Annotated in this window: 12 protein-coding genes; 10 read left to right on the top strand and 2 right to left on the bottom strand. The window is 58.5% G+C overall.

Annotation, left to right across the window (positions count from 1 at the left end):
* The first annotated feature begins 351 nt into the window (after positions 1 to 351).
* Positions 352 to 3,540, top strand: a complete 3,189-nt coding sequence (locus ACIX8_RS16995) for an NHL repeat-containing protein (protein WP_014266609.1) — start codon at positions 352 to 354, stop codon at positions 3,538 to 3,540.
* A 20-nt stretch (positions 3,541 to 3,560) separates the two neighbouring features.
* Positions 3,561 to 4,451 (top strand): SMP-30/gluconolactonase/LRE family protein, encoded by an 891-nt coding sequence (locus ACIX8_RS16990; RefSeq protein ID WP_014266608.1) that lies wholly within the window; start codon positions 3,561 to 3,563, stop codon positions 4,449 to 4,451.
* On the opposite strand, the gene ACIX8_RS16985 is transcribed toward ACIX8_RS16990, so the two are convergent.
* The gene (locus ACIX8_RS16985) at positions 4,446 to 5,201 is read right to left on the bottom strand and encodes an SDR family NAD(P)-dependent oxidoreductase (protein ID WP_014266607.1); all 756 of its coding nucleotides are present in this window, start codon (positions 5,199 to 5,201) and stop codon (positions 4,446 to 4,448) included. The genes ACIX8_RS16990 and ACIX8_RS16985 overlap by 6 nt on opposite strands.
* Positions 5,182 to 6,408 carry a mannonate dehydratase gene (gene uxuA / locus ACIX8_RS16980; protein WP_014266606.1) on the bottom strand — a complete coding sequence of 409 codons (1,227 nt, stop codon included), beginning with the start codon at positions 6,406 to 6,408 and terminating at the stop codon, positions 5,182 to 5,184. The genes ACIX8_RS16985 and uxuA overlap by 20 nt, the downstream gene beginning before the upstream one ends.
* 230 nt (positions 6,409 to 6,638) lie before the next feature.
* Here uxuA and ACIX8_RS16975 point away from each other — a divergent pair, with 230 nt between their 5' ends.
* From ACIX8_RS16975 to ACIX8_RS16940, 8 genes are all read left to right on the top strand, one after another.
* Positions 6,639 to 7,793 carry a substrate-binding domain-containing protein gene (locus tag ACIX8_RS16975; RefSeq protein ID WP_014266605.1) on the top strand — a complete coding sequence of 385 codons (1,155 nt, stop codon included), beginning with the start codon at positions 6,639 to 6,641 and terminating at the stop codon, positions 7,791 to 7,793.
* A 480-nt stretch (positions 7,794 to 8,273) separates the two neighbouring features.
* Entirely contained in the window at positions 8,274 to 11,975 is a 3,702-nt protein-coding gene (locus ACIX8_RS16970) for a carboxypeptidase regulatory-like domain-containing protein (RefSeq protein ID WP_044176952.1), read from the top strand.
* A 157-nt stretch (positions 11,976 to 12,132) separates the two neighbouring features.
* Positions 12,133 to 14,406 carry a GH92 family glycosyl hydrolase gene (locus ACIX8_RS16965; protein ID WP_150110644.1) on the top strand — a complete coding sequence of 758 codons (2,274 nt, stop codon included), beginning with the start codon at positions 12,133 to 12,135 and terminating at the stop codon, positions 14,404 to 14,406.
* A complete protein-coding gene (locus tag ACIX8_RS16960; RefSeq protein ID WP_014266602.1) occupies positions 14,403 to 16,727 on the top strand; it encodes a glycoside hydrolase family 2 TIM barrel-domain containing protein in 2,325 nt (774 codons plus the stop codon). The genes ACIX8_RS16965 and ACIX8_RS16960 overlap by 4 nt, the downstream gene beginning before the upstream one ends.
* 44 nt (positions 16,728 to 16,771) lie before the next feature.
* A complete protein-coding gene (locus ACIX8_RS16955) occupies positions 16,772 to 18,403 on the top strand; it encodes a glycoside hydrolase family 28 protein (RefSeq protein ID WP_014266601.1) in 1,632 nt (543 codons plus the stop codon).
* Positions 18,404 to 18,420: 17 nt separating this feature from the next.
* A complete protein-coding gene (locus tag ACIX8_RS16950) occupies positions 18,421 to 19,608 on the top strand; it encodes a glycoside hydrolase family 27 protein (protein ID WP_014266600.1) in 1,188 nt (395 codons plus the stop codon).
* Between the two features lie 72 nt (positions 19,609 to 19,680).
* Positions 19,681 to 20,571: an alpha/beta hydrolase gene (locus ACIX8_RS16945; protein ID WP_044176950.1), complete on the top strand. Its 891-nt coding sequence runs from the start codon at positions 19,681 to 19,683 to the stop codon at positions 20,569 to 20,571.
* A 250-nt stretch (positions 20,572 to 20,821) separates the two neighbouring features.
* Positions 20,822 to 24,115 carry a TonB-dependent receptor gene (locus tag ACIX8_RS16940; RefSeq protein ID WP_014266598.1) on the top strand — a complete coding sequence of 1,098 codons (3,294 nt, stop codon included), beginning with the start codon at positions 20,822 to 20,824 and terminating at the stop codon, positions 24,113 to 24,115.
* The last annotated feature ends 202 nt before the right edge of the window (positions 24,116 to 24,317 follow it).

Raw genomic sequence — 24,317 nt, 5'->3', positions numbered from 1 at the left:
TGAAGGAACCAACGAGGTGGCGCGGCCACCTCGTTCCCGTTTTATCCTTCACCCCAAAAGGGAAGCTCACGCTCGTAGATCTGGAGGCCGCTCTGCGCAGTCCTGCGTCTCGCAGCACGAGACGACTACACCAGACGTAAGCTCCATCTCTGTACTCGATCAAAGCGAATCGATGAGCGTTCAAGCGCTCATAACGCATATGCCGGCGATCTCCGCTGCGGCAAACGTGAAACGGAAATCGAACGCAGCGATGCGAATTTCGCCATCGCCTCTCCACCGGCTATAGTTTCCCTTCGGCTGTTGCGACGTGTGCTGTCAACAGCAAACCGTCTTAAAACCCGTTGGAGATGTATGCACCGTACCCTGGCAATTCTTGCAAGCATCAGCCTTCTGTCTTTCACGCCTGCTCTCCGAGCTCAGATGCAGCCGTCGGTTCCCGCCGCTATCACCATTCCCTACGAGGCCAGCCAGGACGGTCTTCTCACTCTGGTAGTTGAGGACGAGCACGGCAATCGCATCAAAAATCTTGTCGCCGACTATCCCGTTCACCAGGGCCGCAACACAATCCCCTGGGACGGAAGCTCACTTGATGGAGTTGCCCACCCCGGTCGATATCACGTTCGCGGCCTCTTCCATCAGCGCATCGTTCCGCATCTCCAGTACTCCGTCTATTCGCCCGGCAATCCTCCCTGGCCCACCGCGGACGGCACCGGCGCGTGGCTCGCCGACCACACTCCTCCAGCCTCCGCGCTCTTTCTTCCCGAGGGCAGCCCCTGGCCCACCCATTCCACCGAGCCCGAGATCTTGTTCGGAGCGGAGGCCGCCGAGGCCGGTCACGCTCTGATGTGGACGGACCTGAACGGACGCAAGCTTGACGGCATCAAGATCCGCGGCTGGAACGGTGGAATTGCTCTTGCTCGCGACATCGGCGGTGACCGCAACCCTGACCAGATCGCCTATACGGTCTACGTTGTCAATCCCAGTCGCGACTTCGGCAAGACTGATCCCGGAGGGCTGCAGGTTTTCATCATTACGAAGGACGGCCTCACCCCGCTCGAGAAGGTCGTCGGCGGTGTCCAGACCCACGATGGCTTCCGCGAGCTTGTGGGTCTTGCCGCCTGCAATGGCCTGCTGCTGCTCTCGAACCCTGCCGCTGGCGAGATCGTCGCCTTTGATGTTCGCCACAAGGCACAAGCCTCTTTCGCGAAGATCAAGCTCGCTCACCTAGGAGCCCTTGCCTTCGAACCCGACGGCCACCTGCTGGTCGCAACCGAAGGTGTCATCACGCGACTCACCCTCCACAATGATTGGCACACGCTTTCTCTCGCCAACCCGCAGGTCATCGTCTCTGCCTCGCAGCTGGAGTCGCCTAAACAGATCATCGAGGCCGATGGTGAGATCTACGTTACGGACTGGGGCTCGAGCCACCAGGTCAAGGTTTTCTCGGCCACCACCGGTAAGCCGCTGCGCATCATCGGCCATCCCGGCGGTCCACAACTCGGCTCTTACGACGAGCAGCGCATGGCGCATCCCCTTGGTATGACCATCGACTCTAGAGGCTCACTCTGGGTTGCTGAAGAGGACTACCTTCCCAAACGCATCAGCCGATGGGATGCCAAAACCGGTCGCTTCCTCAACGCCTGGTACGGCCCTACGCAGTATGGCGGCGGTGGGTTCGCGGACCCGCACGATCTCTATCGCGCCTACTATCCTTCCATCGGCAACCCCGGCAGCATGGGCCTGCTCGAATTCCGCGTCGATCCCACGACTGGCAGCTCGCGCCTCACTGCCGTACGCTACCGTTTCCCCGATCCGCTAAACGACATCATCAGTTATGGCGGCTATACGACCAAGCCCATCTTCTTCCCGCACGATATGATCCCGGTCGGTTCGCACGGCGGCATCACTCCTGCCCAGACCTTCTATCGCGACGGCCACCAGTACTTTACCGACTCCTACAACACCTACTGGTACAACCAGAGTCCCGTTACTACGCTCTGGATACTCGAAGACGGTATCTGCCGCCCTATCGCCAGCGCAGGCTGGGTTAGTTCCGGCGCTCATCACTGGGAGACGCTCGACCAGCCTGAGATTCATCGCCGGATTCCGCCAGGCGATCCCAGCGGCGTCTTCTTCGTCTGGACCGACCGCAATCACGATCACGCTGTTCAGCCCGACGAGATCCAGTTCCTTCGCCCCACCGTTCCCGGCTCCCCCGGCGTCGTCTTCCAGCCTGATCTTTCCGTCATCAGCGGTGGTCCTTACCGTCTGCCCGCAGCCTCGCCCGACGCCGCAGGTGTCCCTTCCTACGACCTCAGCAGCTTGAAGCTCCTCTCACATACACCTGCCACGGGGGATGTCGCACTCAGCCCCGACGGCTGGTTTCTCGCCGGCATGAGCGGGTATAAGGACGGTCAACTGCGCTGGACGCTGCCCACCGGTTCCTCTTCGGTTCCGCCTGCCGGTCCCGGCGATCTCGAGGATCCCAAGCGGATGCTCGGCTATCCCGTGCGACCTGCTGCAGGGCAGGCAGGCTACATGGTTGCGCGCTACTCCTACATGGGCGAGATCTATATCTACACCGTCGACGGCCTGCTGGTCACTACGCTCGGTGGCGACACGCGCCTCACTCCCTTCTGGCCCTATCCCAAACAAAAGCCCGGCATGGAGATCACCGGCCTCAGCTTCGACGCCGAGCAGTTCTGGCCCTTCATGTTTGGTGAGGACGATGGCAATGTCTACCTCTCCATCGGCAAGTGGCACACCTCGACCGTGCGCCTCGACGGCCTCGACTCCATCAAGCGTGTCGACCTCGGATACATCATTGCAACTCAAGAAGACCTCTCCCGCACCGAGCCGCTTCGGTCGGAATCCCGCGCTCGTGAAACCCTGAAAGCCGCGGTTGACGTTCATCACATCGATCCGGCAAGTACAGCCTCAGCCGATCGCTGGCCTGCCAAAGACTGGGCCGTTATCGATAAGAACTCCTCCTTTCAACTCGGCACCGATAGTAAGAATCTGATCGTCGCCTACCGCACCAATCAGCCCGATCTCCTTCGCAACTCTGCAACGGAGTTTCCCTTTGCCTTCACGCAGGGAGGTGGCCTCGACCTGATGATGCGTGCCCAGGGCGCAAGTGACGGTCGCCAGGTTGTCAGCGGGGACGCGCGTCTCTTCGTCACGCGGCGTAACGGCAAGTTGCTCGCTGTCCTCTATTGGCAGAAGACGGACAAGCCCGGTAACCACGTCTCCTTCGCTTCGCCCATCGGGGAAGTCGTCTTCGATGATGTCGAGGACGTCAGCGATCGCGTCGCGCTCACTGCAAACGGTGGCTTCTACCAAATCACCGTGCCGTTGTCTCTGCTCGGCCTTGATTCCTCTCATGGCAAGCAGTATCGGGGCGACGTGGGCCTTGTACTCAGCGATGGTACGCGTGCTGAGGCCCGCGTCTATTGGCACAATAAGACTGACGCCATGACCGCCGACGTTCCCAGCGAAGCACGCCTGAACCCAAGCCAGTGGGGCTTATTCAACTTTTGATCTTTGATGGAGAGTTCCCGATGACCGTTGCAGGCATTCGCTGTCTCGCCTCTACCCAGGACGTCTGCGGCGAGGGCTGCGTCTGGCATCCACAACAGAACGCTATCTTCTGGACCGACATTAATCGCGGCCTGCTTCACTGTTACTCGCTTGGCACTGGCGAAGTCGAGACCTGGCACTTCGACCAACCCGTTACTGCTGTCGTGCTTACCACCTACGATGCTGTCCTCGTCCTGATCCTCGGCGGAGCAATCGTTGTGTGGCACACCCGCACGCACCGAATCATCGACGTTCTCTTTCGTCTGCCTGAATGGCCCGCTGTGCGCTGCAACGACGCCCGCGTCGATCCTGCCGGCGTGCTCTGGTTCGGCACGATGCAGAACAACGTGCAGGACGACGGTACGACCTCTGACGTAACCGAGTGGCGTGGTGCGCTCTACTCGCTCATCCCCGGTGCGGAGCCAAGGCAATGGCACTCAGGCTTTGGCATCACTAACACGCTGGCCTGGTCGCCGAACGGTGAGACGATGTACTTCGGCGATACCCTCGCGAACTGCCTCTATCGCGGCTCCTTTGATCCTGTGAGCAGTCATCTGGAGGGCCGCGAAGTCTTCTTCGCCGGCTTTCCGCGCGGACTTCCCGACGGCTCCACGATGGACGCCGAAGGTCATCTCTGGAACTGCCGTTATGGTGGTTCCTGCATCGTCCGCATCGCCCCCGACGGCTCGATCGCTGACATCCTCGAAACGCCGCTGAACAACCCCACCACCTGCGCCTTCGCTTCGACCGATGTCAGCACGCTGCTGTTTACCTCCGCCGCAGACGCAACGCAACCGAACCAGACAGAAGGTTCTCTCTACGCACTGCAGACATCCGTGCGCGGTTTGCTCAGCACGCCACTGCGCCTATAGCCGCACAGCCAACTGCGCCAGCAATCCGCCATCGACTCGATACGATGCCCCCGTAATAAACGAAGCCTTATCGCTCAGGAGAAACGCAATCAGGTTCGCAATCTCCTCGGCATGCGCCACGCGCCCCAGTGGATGACTGTCTCCCCACTGCTGCAGAGTCTGCTCGAGCCCGTCTGTTCCGCCAAATCGCGCTGCCGACGAGCGCACCATCGGTGTATCAACTGTTCCCGGCAGCACAGAGTTCACGCGAATATTGTCCTTCGCATGATCGACCGCCATGGCCCGCATCAGTGCCTCGAGCGTCCCTTTGCTCGCCGCATACGCTGCAACCCCCTTCTGAGTTGCCAATGCCTGCACCGATGAGACCAGCACGATCGCTCCGCCGTTGCGCATCTCCGGAATCGCCGCGCGGCACGCCAGAAAAGCCCCGCGTGAATTGATCGATTGCACGAGGTCGTACTCTTCGACCGGTGTACTCACGACCGATCCATAGTGCTGAATCCCCGTGCTGTAGACCAGCCAATCCAGCGGTGCCTGCGCGGCAGCGCACCTCACCGCGTTGCCTACCTGTTCCGGGTCGCGCACATCGCAGTCGACATACTGCGCCGCTTCATCGGCCCAGCCGGAGGGTCTCCGCACATCCGCAATGGTGACCCTTGCCCCTTGTTCGATCATGATTCGGGCCGTAGCCCCTCCGATGCCCGAGGCTCCGCCGAAGATCAGCGCATTTTTATTGGGGGAATTCTGCATGCTGCTCAACTTTCGTCATCCATCGTTCGGCCATCGTAAAAGCCCCGCGCAACTCCGCCAGGCCACGCAAACGTCCCACCGCCGGATACCCCGGCGCCGCGCCACGCTCACAGTCGTTCAGCAACTCCTGCCCATGATCGGCACGAAACGGCAGACTGCGAGCATCGCCTGACAACTCGCGCCGCCGCTTCTCGCCGATCACCTCGATCATGATGCCGATCAGGTCGGTGTCACCCTCAAGATGTGCGGCCTCAAAGAACGACTCCATCTTCATTCCCGCGTTCTGCTCCCGCTCGGTGGAGCGAAGATGCAGAAACTCGATCCTCGAAGCAAACTCCCTCACCATTGCGCGCAGATCGTTGTCGGCCCGAATGCCGAGCGCTCCTGTGCAAAAGGTAAGTGAGTTCGCGTCTCCTGAATACTGGTTCAGAATCCAGCGCAGATCCCCCGCGGTGCTTACAATCCTCGGCAATCCCAGCAACGGGCGCGGAGGATCATCCGGATGAATGCACAGCCTCACACCGCATTCTTCCGCCACCGGGCACACTCTCACAAGAAACTCCCCTAGTGAACCGCGAAGTTCTTCTCCGGAGATACCCGCATAGGCCTTCAGCATCTCCGCCGTCTCCTCGATCGTCAGCCGCCGATGTCCGCCCGGTAATCCATGCAGAATCGTCTCGCATAACGTGTCCGCCTCTGCTGACGAGAGCCGCTTGAAGTAGTCGTGGGCCGCGCGGCTCGCAACCTCGCCCCACTCCGCCTCCGCGCCCTCGCGTTTCAACATGCAGAGATCGAAGGCCGCAAAGGCCACTGCATCAAACCGTGTCGTGTAGCCACCCTTCGGTGCCGGTTCATGCAGATGCGTTCTCATCCAGCTGAAGAGGGGCATCCAGTTGTAAGCGACCGTCCGAATGCCGCAGGTGGCAAGATTGCGAATCGACTGTGCAAAGCTCTCCACGTCCCGCTCCCACCCCGGCGCGCGCATCTTGATCCGTTCGGTCACCTCGAGGCTTTCGACGACCGTCCACTCGAGTCCCGCCGCACGAACCACATTTTGACGCTTCTGGATCGCCTCGACTGGCCATGTCTCGCCTGCAGGTATCTCATGCAAAGCTGTGACGATGCCGACGGCGCCGGCCTCGCGCGCGTCTCGCAATGTGACACGGTCCTCTGGGCCGAACCAACGCCAGGTCTGCTCCAGTAACATTCTTGCCTTTCCAAAAGAGCGCTTATCGCCATGTACACCGACGTGCCTGCTCTTTGCGTATCATGCATACTTTGCGGTAGCTTTCCTGTGCGCGCATCGAGAGCTCGAACAGACCGTCCCACCAGCTTCACGATGCTAAAGCGCAAAAAGCATCGCAAGAAACAGCAGTTGAATCAGCAGGGAACTGTCTTGCATTGTGAAACGCAGAGGTTACTGCTAAGGAGGATCTATTGAAGACCGCTCGCAAAGTTACCGGCGTCAAACGCGGATACACGATTCAGGCCGTGGTGCGGGCCGTCAGCATCATCAATGCCTTTCAATCCACCTCTGAGGTGTTGGATCTGCGTGTCGTGGCCGCAAGGGTCGGGCTCCATAAGGCGACCACCTTCCGCCTGCTCGAAACGCTGGTGGAAACGCATCTGCTCGAGAGAGCAGGGAAGCAGGGCTACCGGTGCTGTGTCCAGCCTGCCCGCACCAAGCGCTATCGCATCGGTTACGGCTCGCAGAGCAGCCTGCTCCCCTTCACTGCGACGGTCAGTGACAGTCTGGTTGTGGCTGCCAATGCCGCAAACATCGATCTCCTGGTGCTGAGCAATGGCCTCAGTCCTCGCGTCGCGCTACAGAACGCGGACACCTTCGTAACCGAAAAGGTCGATCTCGTGATCGACTCCCAGATCAACATCGGTGTCGCGGCACAGATCGCCGTGAAGTTCTCCGAGGCGCGTATTCCCTTTATCGCATTGGATATTCCGCATCCGGGTGCAATCTACTTCGGCGCAGACAACTACAAGGCAGGTCGCATGGCTGGCCGGCACCTTGCGAAATGGGCGACGAAGAACTGGAAGAGCGGCCCGGAGCAGATCATCCTTCTTGGCGTTGACGCCGCCGGACCTCTGCTCAACGCGCGATTGACTGGTGTCATCGATGGAATTAACGAGGTCAGCAGCTTCGGGCACAACACCCCCACGCACCACTACGACACAAAGGGCGGCCAGTTCGAGGCCACGCTCGATATTGTGCGTCGCCACATCCGCCGCAAAAAGCCGGAGCGCGCTCTCATCGGAGCAGTCAATGACTCCACAGCGCTGGCAGCGCTTCAGGCCTTCCGTGAGGCTGGCCTCGAGCGCTCCTGTGCGATCGCAGGGCAGGACGGCAGCTTAGCGGCGCGCGATGAGATGAGACGATCCTCAAGCCGTCTGATCTGTTCGGTCGCTTATTTCCCGGAAACCTACGGGGAGAGGATCGTTCGGCTCGCGCTCGACGTGCTCAAACACAAGCCTGTTGCGCCTGCTATCTTCGTTCAGCACGAGCTTCTCACTCCGCAGAACGTCGACAAGGTGTATCCCAATGATACGTGGATGAAATCCTCCCCGGAGCGTATTTGAGTGCACGACGCAGCCCCTCGTGGGGGCCACATTTCGTCTCGCTTTGTGAGATGTATCGAGCAGTTATGCAGTGGCCTTCTGTGGCGTCCTCCAAAATTCATAATGCCTGTTTATAGGAGAGAAATGCGGAATACACCTATGAAATGAACAACCCGTTTGCAGAAACCCGTATCGCATGTTGATACGCAAAGACGATTCGGCTTTAGCTCGTCAATGTCGTTGACATGCCTTTCTGTAAAGAAATAAAAAGCTCTTCGATTCAGTCAGCCAGCGATCATAGAGTTTTCCCTTCAGCATGGCGGCTGTAGTACCTGAGTTTATTTCCGGGGAGGCTTCATGCAATTCAGTAAACAATACGAGAGCGGACAACGGAATTCATTGCGGAGACTTTGTGTCCGTTCCGCCGCAGAGCTGGCGTTCTCTTGCCCTTGGGTTTTTCGCATTACAGCAATCGCTGTTCTGGCATCCGCGATTGGCGCCGTGGCACAGACTGGACAGGGGGCAATCGGCGGCTCTGTACACGACAAGTCCGGAGCTGTAGTCTCCGGAGCCGAGATCGATGTTGTCAGTGAGGCGACTGGCGTCAAGCAGACGACAACCAGCAACCACGACGGTCTGTTTCAGATTCAGTCCCTGAATCCCGGGCTCTATACCGTTGCCGTCCAGAAGGACGGCTTTGAGCGTGTGACCACACAATCGGTGAGCGTATCCGGTGTTGGCACGACACCGCTCGACATCAAACTGCCCAACGGCACCGTCAGCCAGACTGTCACCGTAAACGCCGATGCCGATCTCCTTACCAAGACCGAATCGAACGTCACCACGACGGTAGATCACGCGATCGTTCAAAATCTTCCTTATCCCGAACGCAGCTCGCTCGAGGCCTCGCTGCTGGTTCCCGGCGTCGTTGGCGACCCCTTGCAGCCTGGCGGCATCTCGACCGAAAACCCAGGTGCCTACACCAGCTATGTCACCCCAGGAGCAGGTATCACGATCGGTGCAGCCCCTCCGGGGACCAGTTCCATCGTCGTCGACGGTTCCGATGTCACGCAGCCCAGTCTTGCGCGTACCGGCGTGAACCTCTCCGGCCGCGAGGTGCAGGAGACCACGGTGATCGTCACCGGACTCTCAGCTAAATATGGCAGAACGGGCGGCGGTGTCATCGTTCAGAGCAGCACGCCCGGAACAAGCGAATATCATGGCGGGATTACTTATAGCCACACTGATCCTTACTTCAACGCCTTCCCTGACGGCAATACGGTTCGAAGCGCGCTGCACGAAAACTTCTACGGTTTTTACGTCGGCGGTCCTGTCTGGATTCCCAAAATCTATCCGCACAAGGACAAAACCTTCTTCTACGTTGGTGTTGAGCCTGCCCGGCTGCAGAATGCCTTTGGCTTCCGCGGAATCTTTCCCACTCCCGATGAGCTTGCAGGCCATCTTCACAACTCCCTGACGCTTCTCAATCAGAGCATTCTGAAGAGCTCCGGCTACAACGCTGCGCTTGCGGCTCCTCGCATCGGCTCTATCAACTATCAGTCCACGGTAGACGCGAATGGCTTCCCGAACGGACCGTCCGAGCCCTCACAGATCCGCGCCATCGCCAACGATGACGTTTCGGCGCAACTGGCGCAAAATCCATTCGCGCAGTTCGTACTCTCCCAGTTCCCGACGCCCAACAGTCCCGGACCCTACGTTAAGTTCGATAACTCCCAGGCGACGCCCCAGAACGATGGGACCAACGCAACCTACCAGCGCGGCGTTTTGAACAAGGACAATCGCTATTCGATCCGCATCGACCAGCATTTCAATAACTCGGATCAACTCTTTGTTCGCTACACCGTGATCCCGGTCAGCGCAGCCCGGTATTTCGCCGTCGATCCATCCAATCCGCTGACCATTGTGCCCACAGACTCGGCGGCCACACATGACGTCGCCCTGGGCTACACGCACACCTTGTCGAGCAATATCGTCAACAGCTTCCACTACTCCTTCATGCGGGTCAATCAACAGCGGCTCTCGCCTCCCAGCACGCGCTCCAAGGACTACGCCGCGGCCTACGGTCTGACTCCTGCATCCTTCGGCTATGGCTTTCCCAGCCTCGGCAATCTCAACGCTAATGGCGTGTCCTACACGATGCAGATGGGCCTCTCGAATGCAGCCATTCAGGTCGACCAGAACTTTATCGCTGGTAACGACGTGACTTGGACGCATGGACTGCATCTGTTCCAGTTCGGAGGAGAGGTCCGCTGGATGCAGTCCGATCAGTACGATCTTGGTGGCGCCACCGGCGGCCGCTATGCCTTCTCGGCGGGCCAGACCAACAACGGTTCCACGGGTGGAGCTCCGCTCGCTACATTCATTCTCGGGACGATCTCCGGCTTCACCAACACGCCCCTTGAGGTTCCCGGCTACTATCGCTGGCGCTACTACGCAGGCTACTTCCAGGACGACTGGAGGGTCCTCCCCAACCTCACAATCAACGCTGGACTGCGCTACGAACTCGAGACACCGCGAATGGAGAAGTACAACAATCAGGCCTACGTCGGACTGAATATTCCCGGCAACCTGAATGGATTGGTAACGACCAGTGCGTTCTGCTTCTCTGGAGCCTGCGGCAATCCAAAAACATTGTGGCCGATCAACTACACAGGCTTCGAGCCTCGCATAGGCCTGGCCTACTCTCCCACTGCCAAAACCTCTATTCGTGCCGCGTATACACTCCAACGTCTACCCCTGACCGGCTACGAAAATACGCCCGATCCCAACTTCAACGTTGCCTCGCAGTCCGTCGGCAATCAGAGCGGCGGGATTACAGCAAACTCGACCGTCAACTACATCACCAATCCGGTCGGCCCGCTTACCTCGTCCTACACGGCGCTCGGCGGCAACCGTGGACCTATCCTTTACTCCAATGGTTTGGCTCCGGTCTATGTCGACCAGAGCAACAAGGTCCCCTACACGCAGTCCTGGAACCTTACGGTACAGTACCAGCCCACTTCTCGCACTGTTCTTCAGGCTTCGTATAACGGGGGTAAAGGCACCCATCTGATCGGTGCGTTCGGCAGCGCAGGTAGTGCAAATGCATTGAACGTTCCTAATCTGTCCACCGTTGTGAATGCCATTCAAACCCATCAGAACCTGGGCGCAACGTTCCCGAATCCCTGGGGGATTACTCAGAACGGGGCAGCGGTCTCCGAGTCGGGGCTGCAGTTGCTCAACCCTTATCAAAACTTCTTCAACCAGTCGATCACAGAGATCTATCCGAGAGGCGGAACGATGGAGTACAACGGTCTCTACCTGAGTGTGAATCAGCGCTTTGGTGCGGGACTCTCTTTGCTCGCCAACTACACCTGGTCCAAGACGCTCGATAATATCCCCGACACCAATACCGGTGCTGATGGCGGCGGTTTCGGTTACGTCCTCCCACAGAACCCCCTCAACCCCTACGCAGAGTGGTCTGTTGCGAGCTTTGATCAGGCAAGCCGTCTCAAGGCCGGCTATACCTACGATCTGCCGATCGGTGCAGGCCATACGCTCAGCCTGCACAATCATCTACTGGATAATCTCATCGGCAACATCTCCACCGCGGGCATCGCAACCTACGCAGATGGTCTGCCGAACGCGATCGCTCTTGGCACAGTAGGCTACTTCGTCTCCGTGACGCCCTCCGGCGTCAACGGTTGCACGACAAGCGGCACAAACAAGTACTGCACTGCGAATGCGTTGCCCACCGGATACACACTGCGGCCCAACATCGTCCCTGGGGTTCCGCTTCTCAACAAAAACTGGAAGAAGAACGCCCTCAACTCTAACTTCACCCCTTACCTCAACCCCGCTGCGTTTTCGGTGCCGGGCTCAATCAACAATCCACAACTGGGCAACGCACCGCGCCTGCTTTCGAACGCACGCTCCCCCCGTGAGGCCTTATTCGACATGCGGTTTACCAAGGGGTTCAAGCTTGGAGCACGCTATGACCTCAAGATCAACGGTACTTTTTCGAACGTATTCAATCACCCCGTGTACTTTGGCGTGAATCACTCGTTGCTGAGCTCGAATACGGTCTCAAATGTGACCGGCACCGTTACACCTGTCAATACCGCGAGCTTCGGCCAGTTCAATCAGTCACAAACCGCTGGTATATCTCGCGTTATCCAGGTTGGGGCCGAGTTCAACTTCTAAACGAGTGACGGGTGAGTGTGGATCGACTCCATACTCATCCGTCATATGCTTTATGAGTCTCCGCAGTAGCGGCAGCAAGATCTCTGCAATGGTTGGCCCTCTATCGTAAGAATGGGAGTGGAGGCCAGAGCGCACAGTGAGGATAGAGTACCGGTTGATGAAGCAGGTTAAAAGAAGATTCCAGGGTGTAGCCGGTAGAGGGCTCAGAGTCATCGCTGGTGTCGCCTGCCTGATTGCGGGCACGGCTATTCCATGTGTGGCGTCAGAGCATGCGTCCGATCCGTTCAAGATGGTCGATCCCCGCATTGGGACGAGCCATGACGGACAGACCTACCCGGTCGTCGGAGTGCCTTTTGGCATGACCGGTTGGACTCCCGAGACGCGCAGTAACGAGGCAAAATGCGTTGCCCCTTACTACTACAACGACACGAAGATCACCGGATTTCGCGGCAGCCATTGGTTGAGCGGAAGCTGCACCCAGGACTACGGCAGCGTAACCGTGATGCCTACGGTGGGCGAACTGAAGGTCAGCCCCGAGCAGCGCGCCTCACGCTTCCAGCACACGTCTGAAGTGATGTCGCCCGCCTACTACTCCGTGCATCTGGATGACTACAACCTGCAGGTAGAACTCGCCGGGACCACACGCGCCGGCATGATGCGCATTACCTTCCCCAGCACAGGCCGCCGCAATATTCTCATCGAACCCAACGTCCGTCCCGGACAGGGCTTCGTCGAAGTACGCCCTAAAACCGGCGAGATCGTTGGATACAACCCTGTCGTTCGCATCTATCAGGGGGCCGGAAAGCCGGCGGGCTTTAGTGGCTACTTCGTCATCAAGCTTCAGGAACCGATCCAGGACTTCGGCACCTGGTGCGGCGAGGCAGTAACGAAGCATGCGCAACAGCAAAGCTCCGGCTGCAATCGTCTCGGGGCCTACGTCACCCTCGCGAACAATACGCCCCAGAGCGTCATCGTTCGCATCGGCACCTCGTTTACAAGTATTGCCGAGGCCGAGCGAAATCTCTCTGCTGAGGAGCCCGACTCGAACTTCGATGCCGTCCGCAACAGCGCAGAAGCAACCTGGCGCCAGTATCTCAGCCGCATCGAGGTCGAGGGAGGAACAGAAGCACAACGAACGATCTTCTATACCGCGCTATTTCACGCTTCTCTGGCCCCCCGCATCGTCAGTGACGCTGATGGAACCTACAACGGCTTCGCCGGTGAAGGCCGCCTGCATCACGCGCCTGCGGGCACCGATTATTACGACGACTTCTCGTTGTGGGACACCTTCCGCGCGCTCCATCCCTTGCTCACGATTCTCGATCCCCAGCGTGACGGACAGATGGTCCAGAGCCTCGTCGACAAGGGGCAGCAGGGTGGTTTTCTTCCCATCTTCCCCACCTGGAACAGCTACACCTCCGAGATGATTGGCGATCACACGGTCGCGGTGATCTACGACGCCTACGTAAAGGGCATTCGCAACTTCGACGTTCCGGAAGCTTATCGTCTTGTCCGCCAGAACGCGTTCATCACTCCACCCCGCGAACAGTACGTCGAAGGAATGGGCCGTCGCGCACTGACTTCGTATCAGCGGTACGGTTACATCCCGCTCGAAGACGAGGTTCTCGACGCATTCCATCAGCGCGAACAGGTATCCCGCACCCTTGAATATGCCTACGACGATTATGTGGCCGGTCAGTTCGCCACCGCTCTCGGACATACCGACGATGCCACACTCCTGCTGAAGCGTTCGAACAGTTGGAAGAATGTCTTCGATCTCGAAACCAGGTTCGTACGAGGGCGTTACGCAAACGGCTCCTGGATCACCCCATTCGATCCGGGCAAGCCTGCGACGTACGTCACTGAAGCGAACCCCTGGCAATACACCTTCTTTGTGCCTCAGGATGTTGATGGTTTGATTCATGCAATGGGCGACCGCGAGACTTTTATCTCCAAGCTCGATGGCCTCTTCACAGCGAAGCTGTACGACCAGGGAAATGAACCAGGCCATGCCATCGCCTATCTCTACAACTTCGCCGGCGCGCCCGGGAAGACCCAGCAGCGCGTTCGCGAGCTTCTGAATACGCAGTTCGGCTCCGGCCCGGACGGCCTCCCGGGCAATGATGACGCAGGCCAGATGTCAGCCTGGTACGTCCTCAGTGCGATGGGCTTTTATCCGGTGTGCCCCGGGACGCCGAGCTACAGCATCGGCTCGCCTCTCTTTTCGCGCGTTGTGATCCATCTCGAAAACGGAAAGCGCTTTACGATCGCAGCCCACAACAACTCAGCCGACCGTATCTACGTCAAGTCGGTCGACCTCGACGGCCACGCGCAAACGGGCTGGAGCTTCAGCCATCGCGATATCCTTCGCGGGGCCACGCTGACGTTCGAGATGGGCTTGCTCGATCGCACGATGCAGGAGCAAAGATGAATCGCAGAAACTTCCTCAAGTCCTCCGGTCTCGCCGCTGGAGCAGCACTGATCGGTCCCGCAACACACGCACAGATCGGCCTCCACGCCGCGTCGCGTCGCCACATCCCCATGAACCGCGGCTGGCTCTTCCATCCTGCGACAGCTCCAGGCGATACCGAGATTGGCTTCAACGACAAAGCGTTCACCACCGTCGTTCTGCCCCACACCAACAAGATGCTCCCCTGGCATAGCTTCGACGATGCCGAGTACGAGTTCATCTCAACCTACAGGCGCCACTTCCGCCTGCCTGCTGGCGCGCGCGGTCATCGCGTCTTCGTCGACTTCGAGGGTGCGATGACCGCCAGCACCGTCTGGATCAACGGCCATCCGCTCGGAGAATATAAGGGAGGCTACACACCCTTCTCCTTCGAGCTCACGCCTCATCTGCGCTGGGACGCGGGCAACGTTCTCGCTGTGCATCTTGACTCCACCGAACGCAAGGACATCCCTCCCTTCGGCTACGAGGTCGATTACATGACCTTCGGCGGCATCTATCGTGAGGTCAATCTACGCATCGTCCCCGATGTCTTTCTCGAAAACCTCGTCGCCCGTGCCATCGATCCACTCTCCGCCTCACCGAGTCTCGAGGTCGAGTGCTTCTTTGAGAGGCCTACGAAGGAATCGTCCGGTCTCCTGATCGAGACAGAGCTTCGTGATGGAGATAAGGTCCTCGCCAAGCAGTCCGCACCTCTGTCCCTACGCGTCCGCGAATCCAAGATACCGTCGCAGATTCTGCGCCTAGAACACCTCACAGGAATCGAGCTCTGGGATCTACGCAAACCGAAGCTCTACGAGGTGCACGTGCGTCTGCTTCACGACGGCAGCGTCCTCGATGAGGACACGAGGCGAATCGGATTCCGCGAGGCGCGATTCACACCCGAAGGCTTTTCTCTGAACGGCCACATCGTGAAGCTGCGAGGCCTTGATAGGCACCAGACGTTTCCCTTTGTCGGACAGGCGATGCCCGCACGAGTGCAGCGGCGCGATGCTTATATCCTCCGCCATGAATTGAAGTGCAACATCGTGCGGACCTCGCACTACCCGCAATCCCGCCACTTCCTCGATGCCTGCGATGAGCTCGGCCTCATGGTGCTTGAGGAGATCACCGGCTGGCAGCACATCGGCGACAAGGCCTGGCAGGATATAGCCGTCGACAACGTCCCTCGCATGATTCGCCGCGACTGGAACCATCCGTCGATTATTCTCTGGGGAGTACGTATTAACGAGTCGAAGGATGATCATGACTTTTACGTGCGCACCAACGCTGCTGCACGCGCTCTCGATAAAACGCGTCAGACTGGCGGCATCCGTTCCAACCTGAAGTCTGAGCTTCTCGAAGACGTCTACACGAACAACGACTTCGGTTATCCGCTGCACGCGCCCGTTGCGCCGCTCTATCTCAACACCGAGTTTGTCGGCCACACCTTTCCCACTCGTTCGACCGACAACTCCGCGCGCCAGCGCGAGCACACCCTGCGGCATGCGAGAATTCACGACCAGATCGCGTCCGATCCCAAATTCTCCGGAGGCATCGGCTGGTGCGCCTTCGACTACAACACGCACTTCAACTTCGGCAGCGGAGATCGCATCTGCTATCACGGTGTCTCCGACATCTTCCGTCTCCCCAAGCCCGCTGCGGGGTTCTATAAGTCCCAGTGCGACCCCGAAGAGGAGATCGTGCTCGAGCCTGCATTCCATTGGGCACGCAACGACGAGGACACGGGATTCACCGTAGCGCTCATCTGCTCCAACTGCGATCACGTGAAGCTCTTCCTCGATAGCGGCAAAGGCTTCCAGCAGTTGGCAGAAGCCAACCCGGACCGCGATCAGTTCCCGCATCTGCGCTATGCGCCCTTCTCGGTGTTGCTCGATAAGAAGGCGATCCGCGATTGGGGCGATCTCCGTATCGACGGTTTCATTCAGGGCAAACAGGTTATCTCGAAGAGATGCTCCGGACGCGGCGTCGATCGCCGCTTCGAGCTTCTTGGTGACGATCAGGAACTTATCGCCGACGGTGCTGACTGCACACGCGTTGTCCTGCGCGTCACCGACGAGTATGGCCGCATCCGTCCCATCGCCAACGATGCTATCCAGTTCGAACTCAACGGGCCCGCCAATCTGATCGGTGATAATCCCTTCTCGCTGGTCGGTGGCACAGGAGCTGTCTGGATCCGAGCGCAACAGCGTCCCGGCACCGTCGTTCTCAAGGCAAAGCACCCTCGCCTCGGCACACGCCAACTCGTGCTGACGCTGCGATCCGCAGCACCGGAAATGGTGTGAGGGAAACCAGATACGGTATTGAATTTCGAGGCTAAGGCAATCTCATGCGACTCAATAACCCCATCCCACGCCGCGATTTCCTCCAGCTCTCTGCTGGCGCCTTCGCGTACTCCGGACTTGCTCAGAAGTTCGTCGATCCTCGCGACACCGGAGCCCGTGGTGACGGTCATACCCTCAACACCAACGCCCTGCAGAAAGCGGTCGATCAGGCTGCTGCCGCTGGAGGAGGTGTGGTCGTGATTCCCCCCGGCGACTTCCTCTCTGGTGGCCTCGTCCTTCGCAGCCACGTGACTCTTCACCTTGAGGCCGGAGCCATTCTCCGTGGCAGCCCACGCGTGGAAGATTACGAGTACAGACCCGGTCCTCCCGTCGAAGGTGATTCCAATGGCCACCATCTTCTTTTCGCTCTTGACGCTGAAGACATCGCCATCACCGGCCACGGAACCATCGACGGAGGTGGCTCCGCCTTCTGGCATCGCAAAGGCCGTTCCACTCCGCGCCCTGAAGATCTCTGGGGCGACGTCATCGCCTGGGACTACGAGCCCGCCACGCCACGCCGCCCGTCGCCGATGATCGAGTTGGCCCGTTGCCGCAATGTTCGCATCGAAGGTGTGACCCTGACGAACGCTCCCGGCTGGACCCTTCGCCCCGTCGCCTGTGAGACCGTTCTTATCCGCGGCATCCGCGTCCGAAACCCCATCTACGCGCCTAACACCGACGGCATGGATATCACTGCCTGTCGCAACGTCTTCGTCTCCGACTGCGACATCGCTACTGGGGACGACGCCATCTGCATCAAGAGCGAGAACCCCTATGGCGAGCTGCTTCCGACAAAGAACATCACCGTTACTAACTGCGTGCTCTCCACTTGCTGCAACGGCTTCAAGGTTGGTACCTCAACCCACGGCCGCGTCGAGAACATCGTCTTCAGCAACTCGGTGATCTACAACGAATCCACTACTCCGCTCAATGAACGTGCCACGTCGGGCATCGCGCTTGAGGTCGTTGACGGCGGAAGCATGAGTGGTGTCCTCATCTCCAACATCCAGATGGAGAACGCCCGTACGCCTCTATTCGTGCGCCTCGGACGCCGCAAGCCCGCGCAAGGATCCTTTCTTCGGGGCATTCGCTTTGAGCAGATCCACGCAACTGGTGCGCTGCTCACCAGTTCCATCACAGGCCTGCCCGACATGCCTGTCGAAGATGTGGTCATTGCGAACTCCAGCTTCCGCATGTCCGAACACGGCAGCGCTGCCTGGACACACGCCGAGATTCCTGAATACGCCGAACGCTACCCCGAAGCCCGCATGTTCGGACGGCTCCCCGCCTCCGGAGTCTACGTACGCCATGCACGCGAGATCCGCATCAAGAACACTGAGTTCAGAACTGACTTGCCAGAGGAGCGTCCCGCCATCGTCTGTGATGAGGTGCACGATCTCGAACTTTGTGGACTTACCATGTCCGCCCCATCCTCAACAGAAGCCGCCATCGAGTTGCGCAACACGTCCGACGCCTTCATCCAGGGAGCCCGTGTCACTCAGCAGGCGGCCTCCATGCTCCATGTCTCCGGCGCGTCCTCGCGTCACATCGTTCTATCGGCCAACGATCTTTCCCGAGTACGCACGCCCTCGGTCTTTTCGGACGGAGCCTCTGCCGAAGCCATCGTATCGCTCTAGCCCCAGGAGATGAATCCATGCCTCGTCTGTTTGTGAAACGTCTCGCCATTCTCGCATCCGTGCTTCTCTGCGCTCACGTCGGCATCGCACAGTCCAGCCTCGTGCCCACGCCACCGATGGGATGGAACAGCTGGAATCATTTCTTTCAGCATGTGACAGACGCCGATGTGCGCGCCGCGGCTGACGCTATGGTTGCCAATGGCATGCGCGATGCCGGCTATGTCTACGTCAACATCGATGACGGCTGGCAGGGAACTCGCCGCCCCGATGGCACTATCCAGAGCAACGATCGCTTTCCCGACATGAAGACTCTCGCCGACTACGTCCACACACGTGGCCTGAAGCTTGGCATCTACTCCTCACCAGGACTCAAGACCTGTGCGAAGTTCGAAGGCAGTTACGGCCACGAGATGCAGGATGCGAAAACATACGCCGCCTGGGGCATCGACTATCTCAAGTACGACCTCTGCAGCTTTGGCGATAAGCTCACCGTGGCCGGTAACGGTGACCAGGCCGCGCCTGCTGCCTTTGCCGCGCAGCAGGAGGCGTACCGCAAGATGCATGATGCCCTGGTTGCGGCTGGCCGTCCCATCGTCTTCAGCCTTTGCCAGTACGGCATGAGCAACGTCTGGGAGTGGGGCCCGGAGGTCGGCGGCAACCTCTGGCGCACGACTGGCGACATCTCCGATAAGTACGATCGCATGGCTCTCATCGGCTTCTCGCAGGCCGGTCTCTCCCGCTACGCAGGCCCCGGACACTGGAACGATCCCGACATGCTTGAGGTCGGCAACGGCGGAATGACGCTTGACGAGTACAGAACCCACATGAGCCTCTGGGCTATCCTTGCCGCTCCGCTGCTCGCCGGCAACGACCTTCGCCACATGAAGCCCGAGCATCTCGCTATCCTTGAGAACAAAGACGCCATCGCAATCGACCAGGACAGCCTTGGCAAACAGGGGGATCGTGTGTCCGCGCTCGGCCCCTATGAGCTCTGGACGAAGCCCATGTCCCACGGCCGCACGGCCATTGCGCTCTTCAATCGCGGCGAGCTTGCTCACACGATGCGCGTCAATCTGCGCGAGCTCGGTATATCGCCCGGCGCACACATCCGCAATGTCTGGGCCAACGCCGATCTGCCGTTCAGCGATATCATCAACCCCATCATCCCGAAGCACGGTGTCGTGCTGCTTCTGGTTACTCGCTGACGCCTCAACATGGTCAACGAGCGGTCCATCCCCAGGCAATCCTTGCGAAAGGCAGTTGCGGTGAAAACATCGATGTCGGCAGCACGTCCACGCGTCCCAAAAATCCTCCTCCTTGCGCTCTCATGGAGTATTCTCCATGGCTCGTCAGCTGCTGCTCAGCAAAGCACCATCCCACTGTGGCCCACATCCGCGCCTCTCTCGCACGGAGCTACTGCCGAAGATCAGCCTTCGATCGACGTCTATCTCCCCTCCGACAATCCCACCGCCACGGGAGTTCTCGTCATCCCGGGCGGCGGCTATCACTACCTCGCTGCGCCTGAAGGCAAGCCCGTCGCGCTCTGGCTTCAATCGCACGGCATCGCCGCCTTCGTTCTACACTATCGCGTGGACCCCTATCGCTACCCCGCTGAGATGCTAGATGGCCTGCGCGCCGTTCGCCTGGTGCGATCCAAAGCGAAGGAGTTCGGCATCGCAGACACAAAGATCGGTGTCTGGGGCTTCTCCGCCGGTGGCCATCTCGCCTCCTACGTCATGACGCAGTCCCAGCGGACGCTCCTTCCTCCACAGGACGCGATCGACAGCATCAGCGCCCGCCCGGACTTCGGCATCCTCGCTTATCCTGTGATCTCGATGCGCCCCGGCGTCACGCATCACGGCTCGCACGAGAGCCTCCTCGGCCCAGACGCCACGCCTGATTTAGAGACCTTGCTCTCGAACGAACTGCACGTTACCGCCGACACCCCACCCGCATTCCTCTTCTCTACCACGGACGACGGCGTTGTCGCCGTACAAAATAGCGTCGCCTTCTACCAGGCCTGCATCGACCACCATGTCTCCGCGGAGATGCATCTGTTCGAGCACGGCCCGCACGGAGTTGTCCTCGCGCAGAACCTTCCTGGCCCTGATGCATGGCCCAGCCTGCTGGCAACGTGGATGACCCGCCATGGCTGGATGAAGCAGTAAACATTGCCCTGGAACTCGGAAGTCTCAGAATAAAGCGCTAGCTCGAGGTCCCTCGGGCTAGCGCTTTCTATAGGGCTAAATTTATATGGTGTTGATGTTTTCAGGTGTTTTGCGCTGCTCGATTGAATAAACTACATTCAGGCTCAGTCTTTCGGAGAGGTCATCTGTAGCCGAAGGAAGACATCGGCGAAACTTCATTCCCGATCTCCTCATCCTCTGTTCACACAGAGGCAGCACCATGAGGAAATGTATGAGACGCGCCCTCAATCTGCTTTTGCCTGGAATACTACTCTCCTGTTGCAGCTTCAGTATTCTCTTCGCTCAAGTTAATACCGCTGGATTGAGTGGTCATGTTGCGGATACGTCGGGCGCGGCGATGGCGGACATCCACGTGAAGACGTTGAACCGTGCTACCGGCTATCTCCGGGAGATGAGCACGGATCGCTCTGGCTACTACACGTTTCTGAATATGCCAATTGGCAGCTATACCGTCACAGTCGAAGAAAACGGATTTGCCACTGCTATTGATAGCGTCGAGTTGAATGTAGGGGGGAAGTCCAGACGAGACTTCACGCTGCGGCTGCAAACCGTTAACCAGGTGATCGAGGTTCGCGAAGACAACAGCAGTCTATCCCCGGATGATGCGTCCATCAGCACTCTGGTCGATCAGGATGTCATCGCCAATACACCTCTTTATCTCCGGAACTGGGACGATCTGTTGCGCGCAGTTCCAGGAGTGCAGATCAGCCGTTACACAGAACAGGCGGGGAGCAGTGCTCCTGGACGCACAGGCGACTTCAACGTGAACGGCGTCCACTCCCTGCAAAACAACTTTATTCTCGACGGCATCGATAACAACACGTTCTCGGAGAATGTTCAGGAGTTGAGCACGGAGGTCGCGCATCCTTCGGTGGATGTGATTCAGCAATTCAACATCATCACGAACCCTTATTCAGCGGAGTATGGACGGAGCCCGGGGGCAGTGGTATCGATCAATACCAAGGGCGGAACGAATGCTGTTCACGGTGCACTTTATGAATACATTCGCAATAGCTACTTCGATGCCAATGATTTTTTCTCTAACCTCTATGGATTCAGAAGGCCGGAAAATAATCAGAACCAATTCGGGGCAAGTATCGGCGGCCCGCTTCGGCATAACAAATTGTTCTACTTTTCGAATTATGAGGGGACACGTATCCGGGAAGGTGTCTCCCGTACGTCGACTGTCCCACTGCCCAATGAACGGATTGGAGATTTCAGCCCGGCAACGGCTGCGAGGGTAGGGGTAACCTATCCGATTATCGTCAATCCCTCTACAGGGCAGCCGTTTGCGAACAACCAGATCCCCTCAGCCGATCTCGATCCTGCGATTCAGGCGGTCATGGCGCTTTTTCCTCAGCCCAATGTGCCGCATCCGCAAGGGCAGAGCGATTTGAATAACTATGCGCGAAACGCTCTCACCATCGATAACAACGATAGCTACGACGAGCGCGTCGACTGGACGCCCTCCACGAACAATGTGATCTTTGGGCGCTACAACTATGCGAATCGCAGCCGCATGGTTCCGGGCTATCTCGGAGGCCTGGCGGATGGCTCAACGAACTCAGCGTGGGGACATCTATTTCTCGAATCCAACAGCTTTGTGATCGGTTGGACTCATGTCTTTCGTCCCTCGGTCCTGAACGATCTTCGCTTTGGATTTATCCGGGACCACGTTCTGAGCGAGCAGCTCCCCTTCTCGCTGCCACAGACCGCGGGTGACTATATTCCCGGCATTCCTGATGTTGCCGCGGCGGGAGGCGGTTTGCCGCTGATCAAGTTCAGCAGCTCTTATGCTTTTATCGGCTCCCCGATCTATCTGCCCAAGGAACAGGCTCCTCAACAATTTCAATATAACGACACACTTGCAGTCGCCACGGGCAAGCATAATTTGAAATTCGGCGCGACCCTGTCAGCTCCGATGCGCAACATCTTCCAGGATGAAGCAGCGGTACGTGGTTCGTTGGATTTCGAATCTACCTTCACTCATTTCGCTTACGCCGACGGATTGCTCGGATTGGTCAACCAGGTGCAGCTAACCAATAACGACGTTGTGGACCAGCGGCTCTGGATGGCCGCAGGATTTCTACAGGACGACTGGAAGATCCTGCCGCGGCTTACGCTGAATCTCGGTTTGCGATACGAGTTCGCAACGCCCCCCGTGGAGGGCAAGAACCGTCTCGCCAACTTTAATCCCAGCGGGGCAGGGTCGCTCGTATTTGCGCACTCCGGGTCCCTTGCCGATCGCGCGCTCGTTGATCCCAATAAGAAGGACTTTGCTCCGAGAGTGGCTCTCGCCTACTCGCCTGACACGAAGACCGTGCTTCGGGTAGGGTACGGCACGTATTACACCTCGTTTGAACGTTTTGGAAGCGAAGATGAGTTGGCCCTGAATCCGCCTTTCCTGCTCAATAAGGAAGTCACGGCATCGGCGGGAGTTCCAGCTCTCGTTGCCAGGCAAGGGTTTTCCAATGACTTTCTCGATCCGAACAGCATTAACAGCAATAACCTGCAGAGCTTTCACATCCGCGCGGTAAGTCAGCACGCACCATCGCCTACGGTGCAGCAGTGGAGCCTTGGGTTTCAGCGCGAGATCGCCTCTTTCTGGACGCTGCAGCTTGATTACGTGGGCACAAAATCCACCCATCTCGACCTGATCTATGACTACAACCAGCCACTGATCGTGGGTAACCACTCCACCGGACTGGTGCCGTATCCGAACTTCGGCTACATCGAATACACGACGCCCATCGGCTATGGAAACTACAACGGTCTGCAAGGCAGCCTGGTCCGGCGGATGCAGAACGGCCTCACGCTGCGGGCCTCCTTCACCTATTCGCGAAGCCTCGACAATAGTCCGGAAGAGTTGGAGAACGGCTCGGGAGGCGCTCCGAACGGGCGCGCTCCAGGGGCCTGGTATGGGCCGAGCGATTTCGATGTGCCTCACCGGGTCTCCGTCAATTACATCTACGAGCCTCACTTCGGCTATCTCAAGGCACCGTTTTTAAGGGGCATCCTCGAAGGCTTCCGTACCTCGGGCGTGTACACCTTCTACAGCGGAATTCCCTACCAGATAAATGCAGGCAGCACTCTCGGCAACTCGCTCGATCCCTACGGAGCAGCGACGAATGTCCCCAACCTGATCGGCAAGCCGCATACCGTTGGAAAGGTTGATTGCTGGTTCTATGCCAGCCAGAACCAGGCGTGTCGGGTCGATGCGCCTCACCTGACGGACAGCTATAGCCTTCCTAATTCCGGCTATGTCGGAGATCTGGCCCGAAATACGATGCGCGGTCCGCATACCAGTGTCTTCGATGCTGCGTTGTTGCGAGAGTTCCCGCTCGAGCATGCCAATCTGGAGTTTCGCTGGGAGGTCTTCAATATGGCCAATACGCCCCTCTTTGGGCAGCCAAACGGCGATTTCAGCAGCGGCGCAGCTGGTCAGATCACCACTCTCTCCGGCGATCAAAGAACGATGCAGTTCGCGCTACGGCTTTCTTTTTGAACTGAATCTTCGAGCTGCGGAACAATTCATCCTGTGTTGACAAACTCCCCTCCTCCTTCCTGTCATTCCCAGTAAGCGTCACTCAATCGGAAATGTCCGAATAACGCTGTGTGCGCTGTCGATCACGTTTAGGGTCGCCTCCCAGGCTTGTCTCAAGCCTGTGCGGCTTCCTGTGTCCGCGGCAGAAAAAGATTTTCAACTA

It is taken from the genome of Granulicella mallensis MP5ACTX8 (assembly GCF_000178955.2).
GTDB classification, from domain to species: Bacteria; Acidobacteriota; Terriglobia; order Terriglobales; family Acidobacteriaceae; genus Granulicella; species Granulicella mallensis.
The sequence above is the reverse complement of the archived record's forward strand: the minus strand, read 5'-3'. Positions and strand labels throughout refer to the sequence as shown.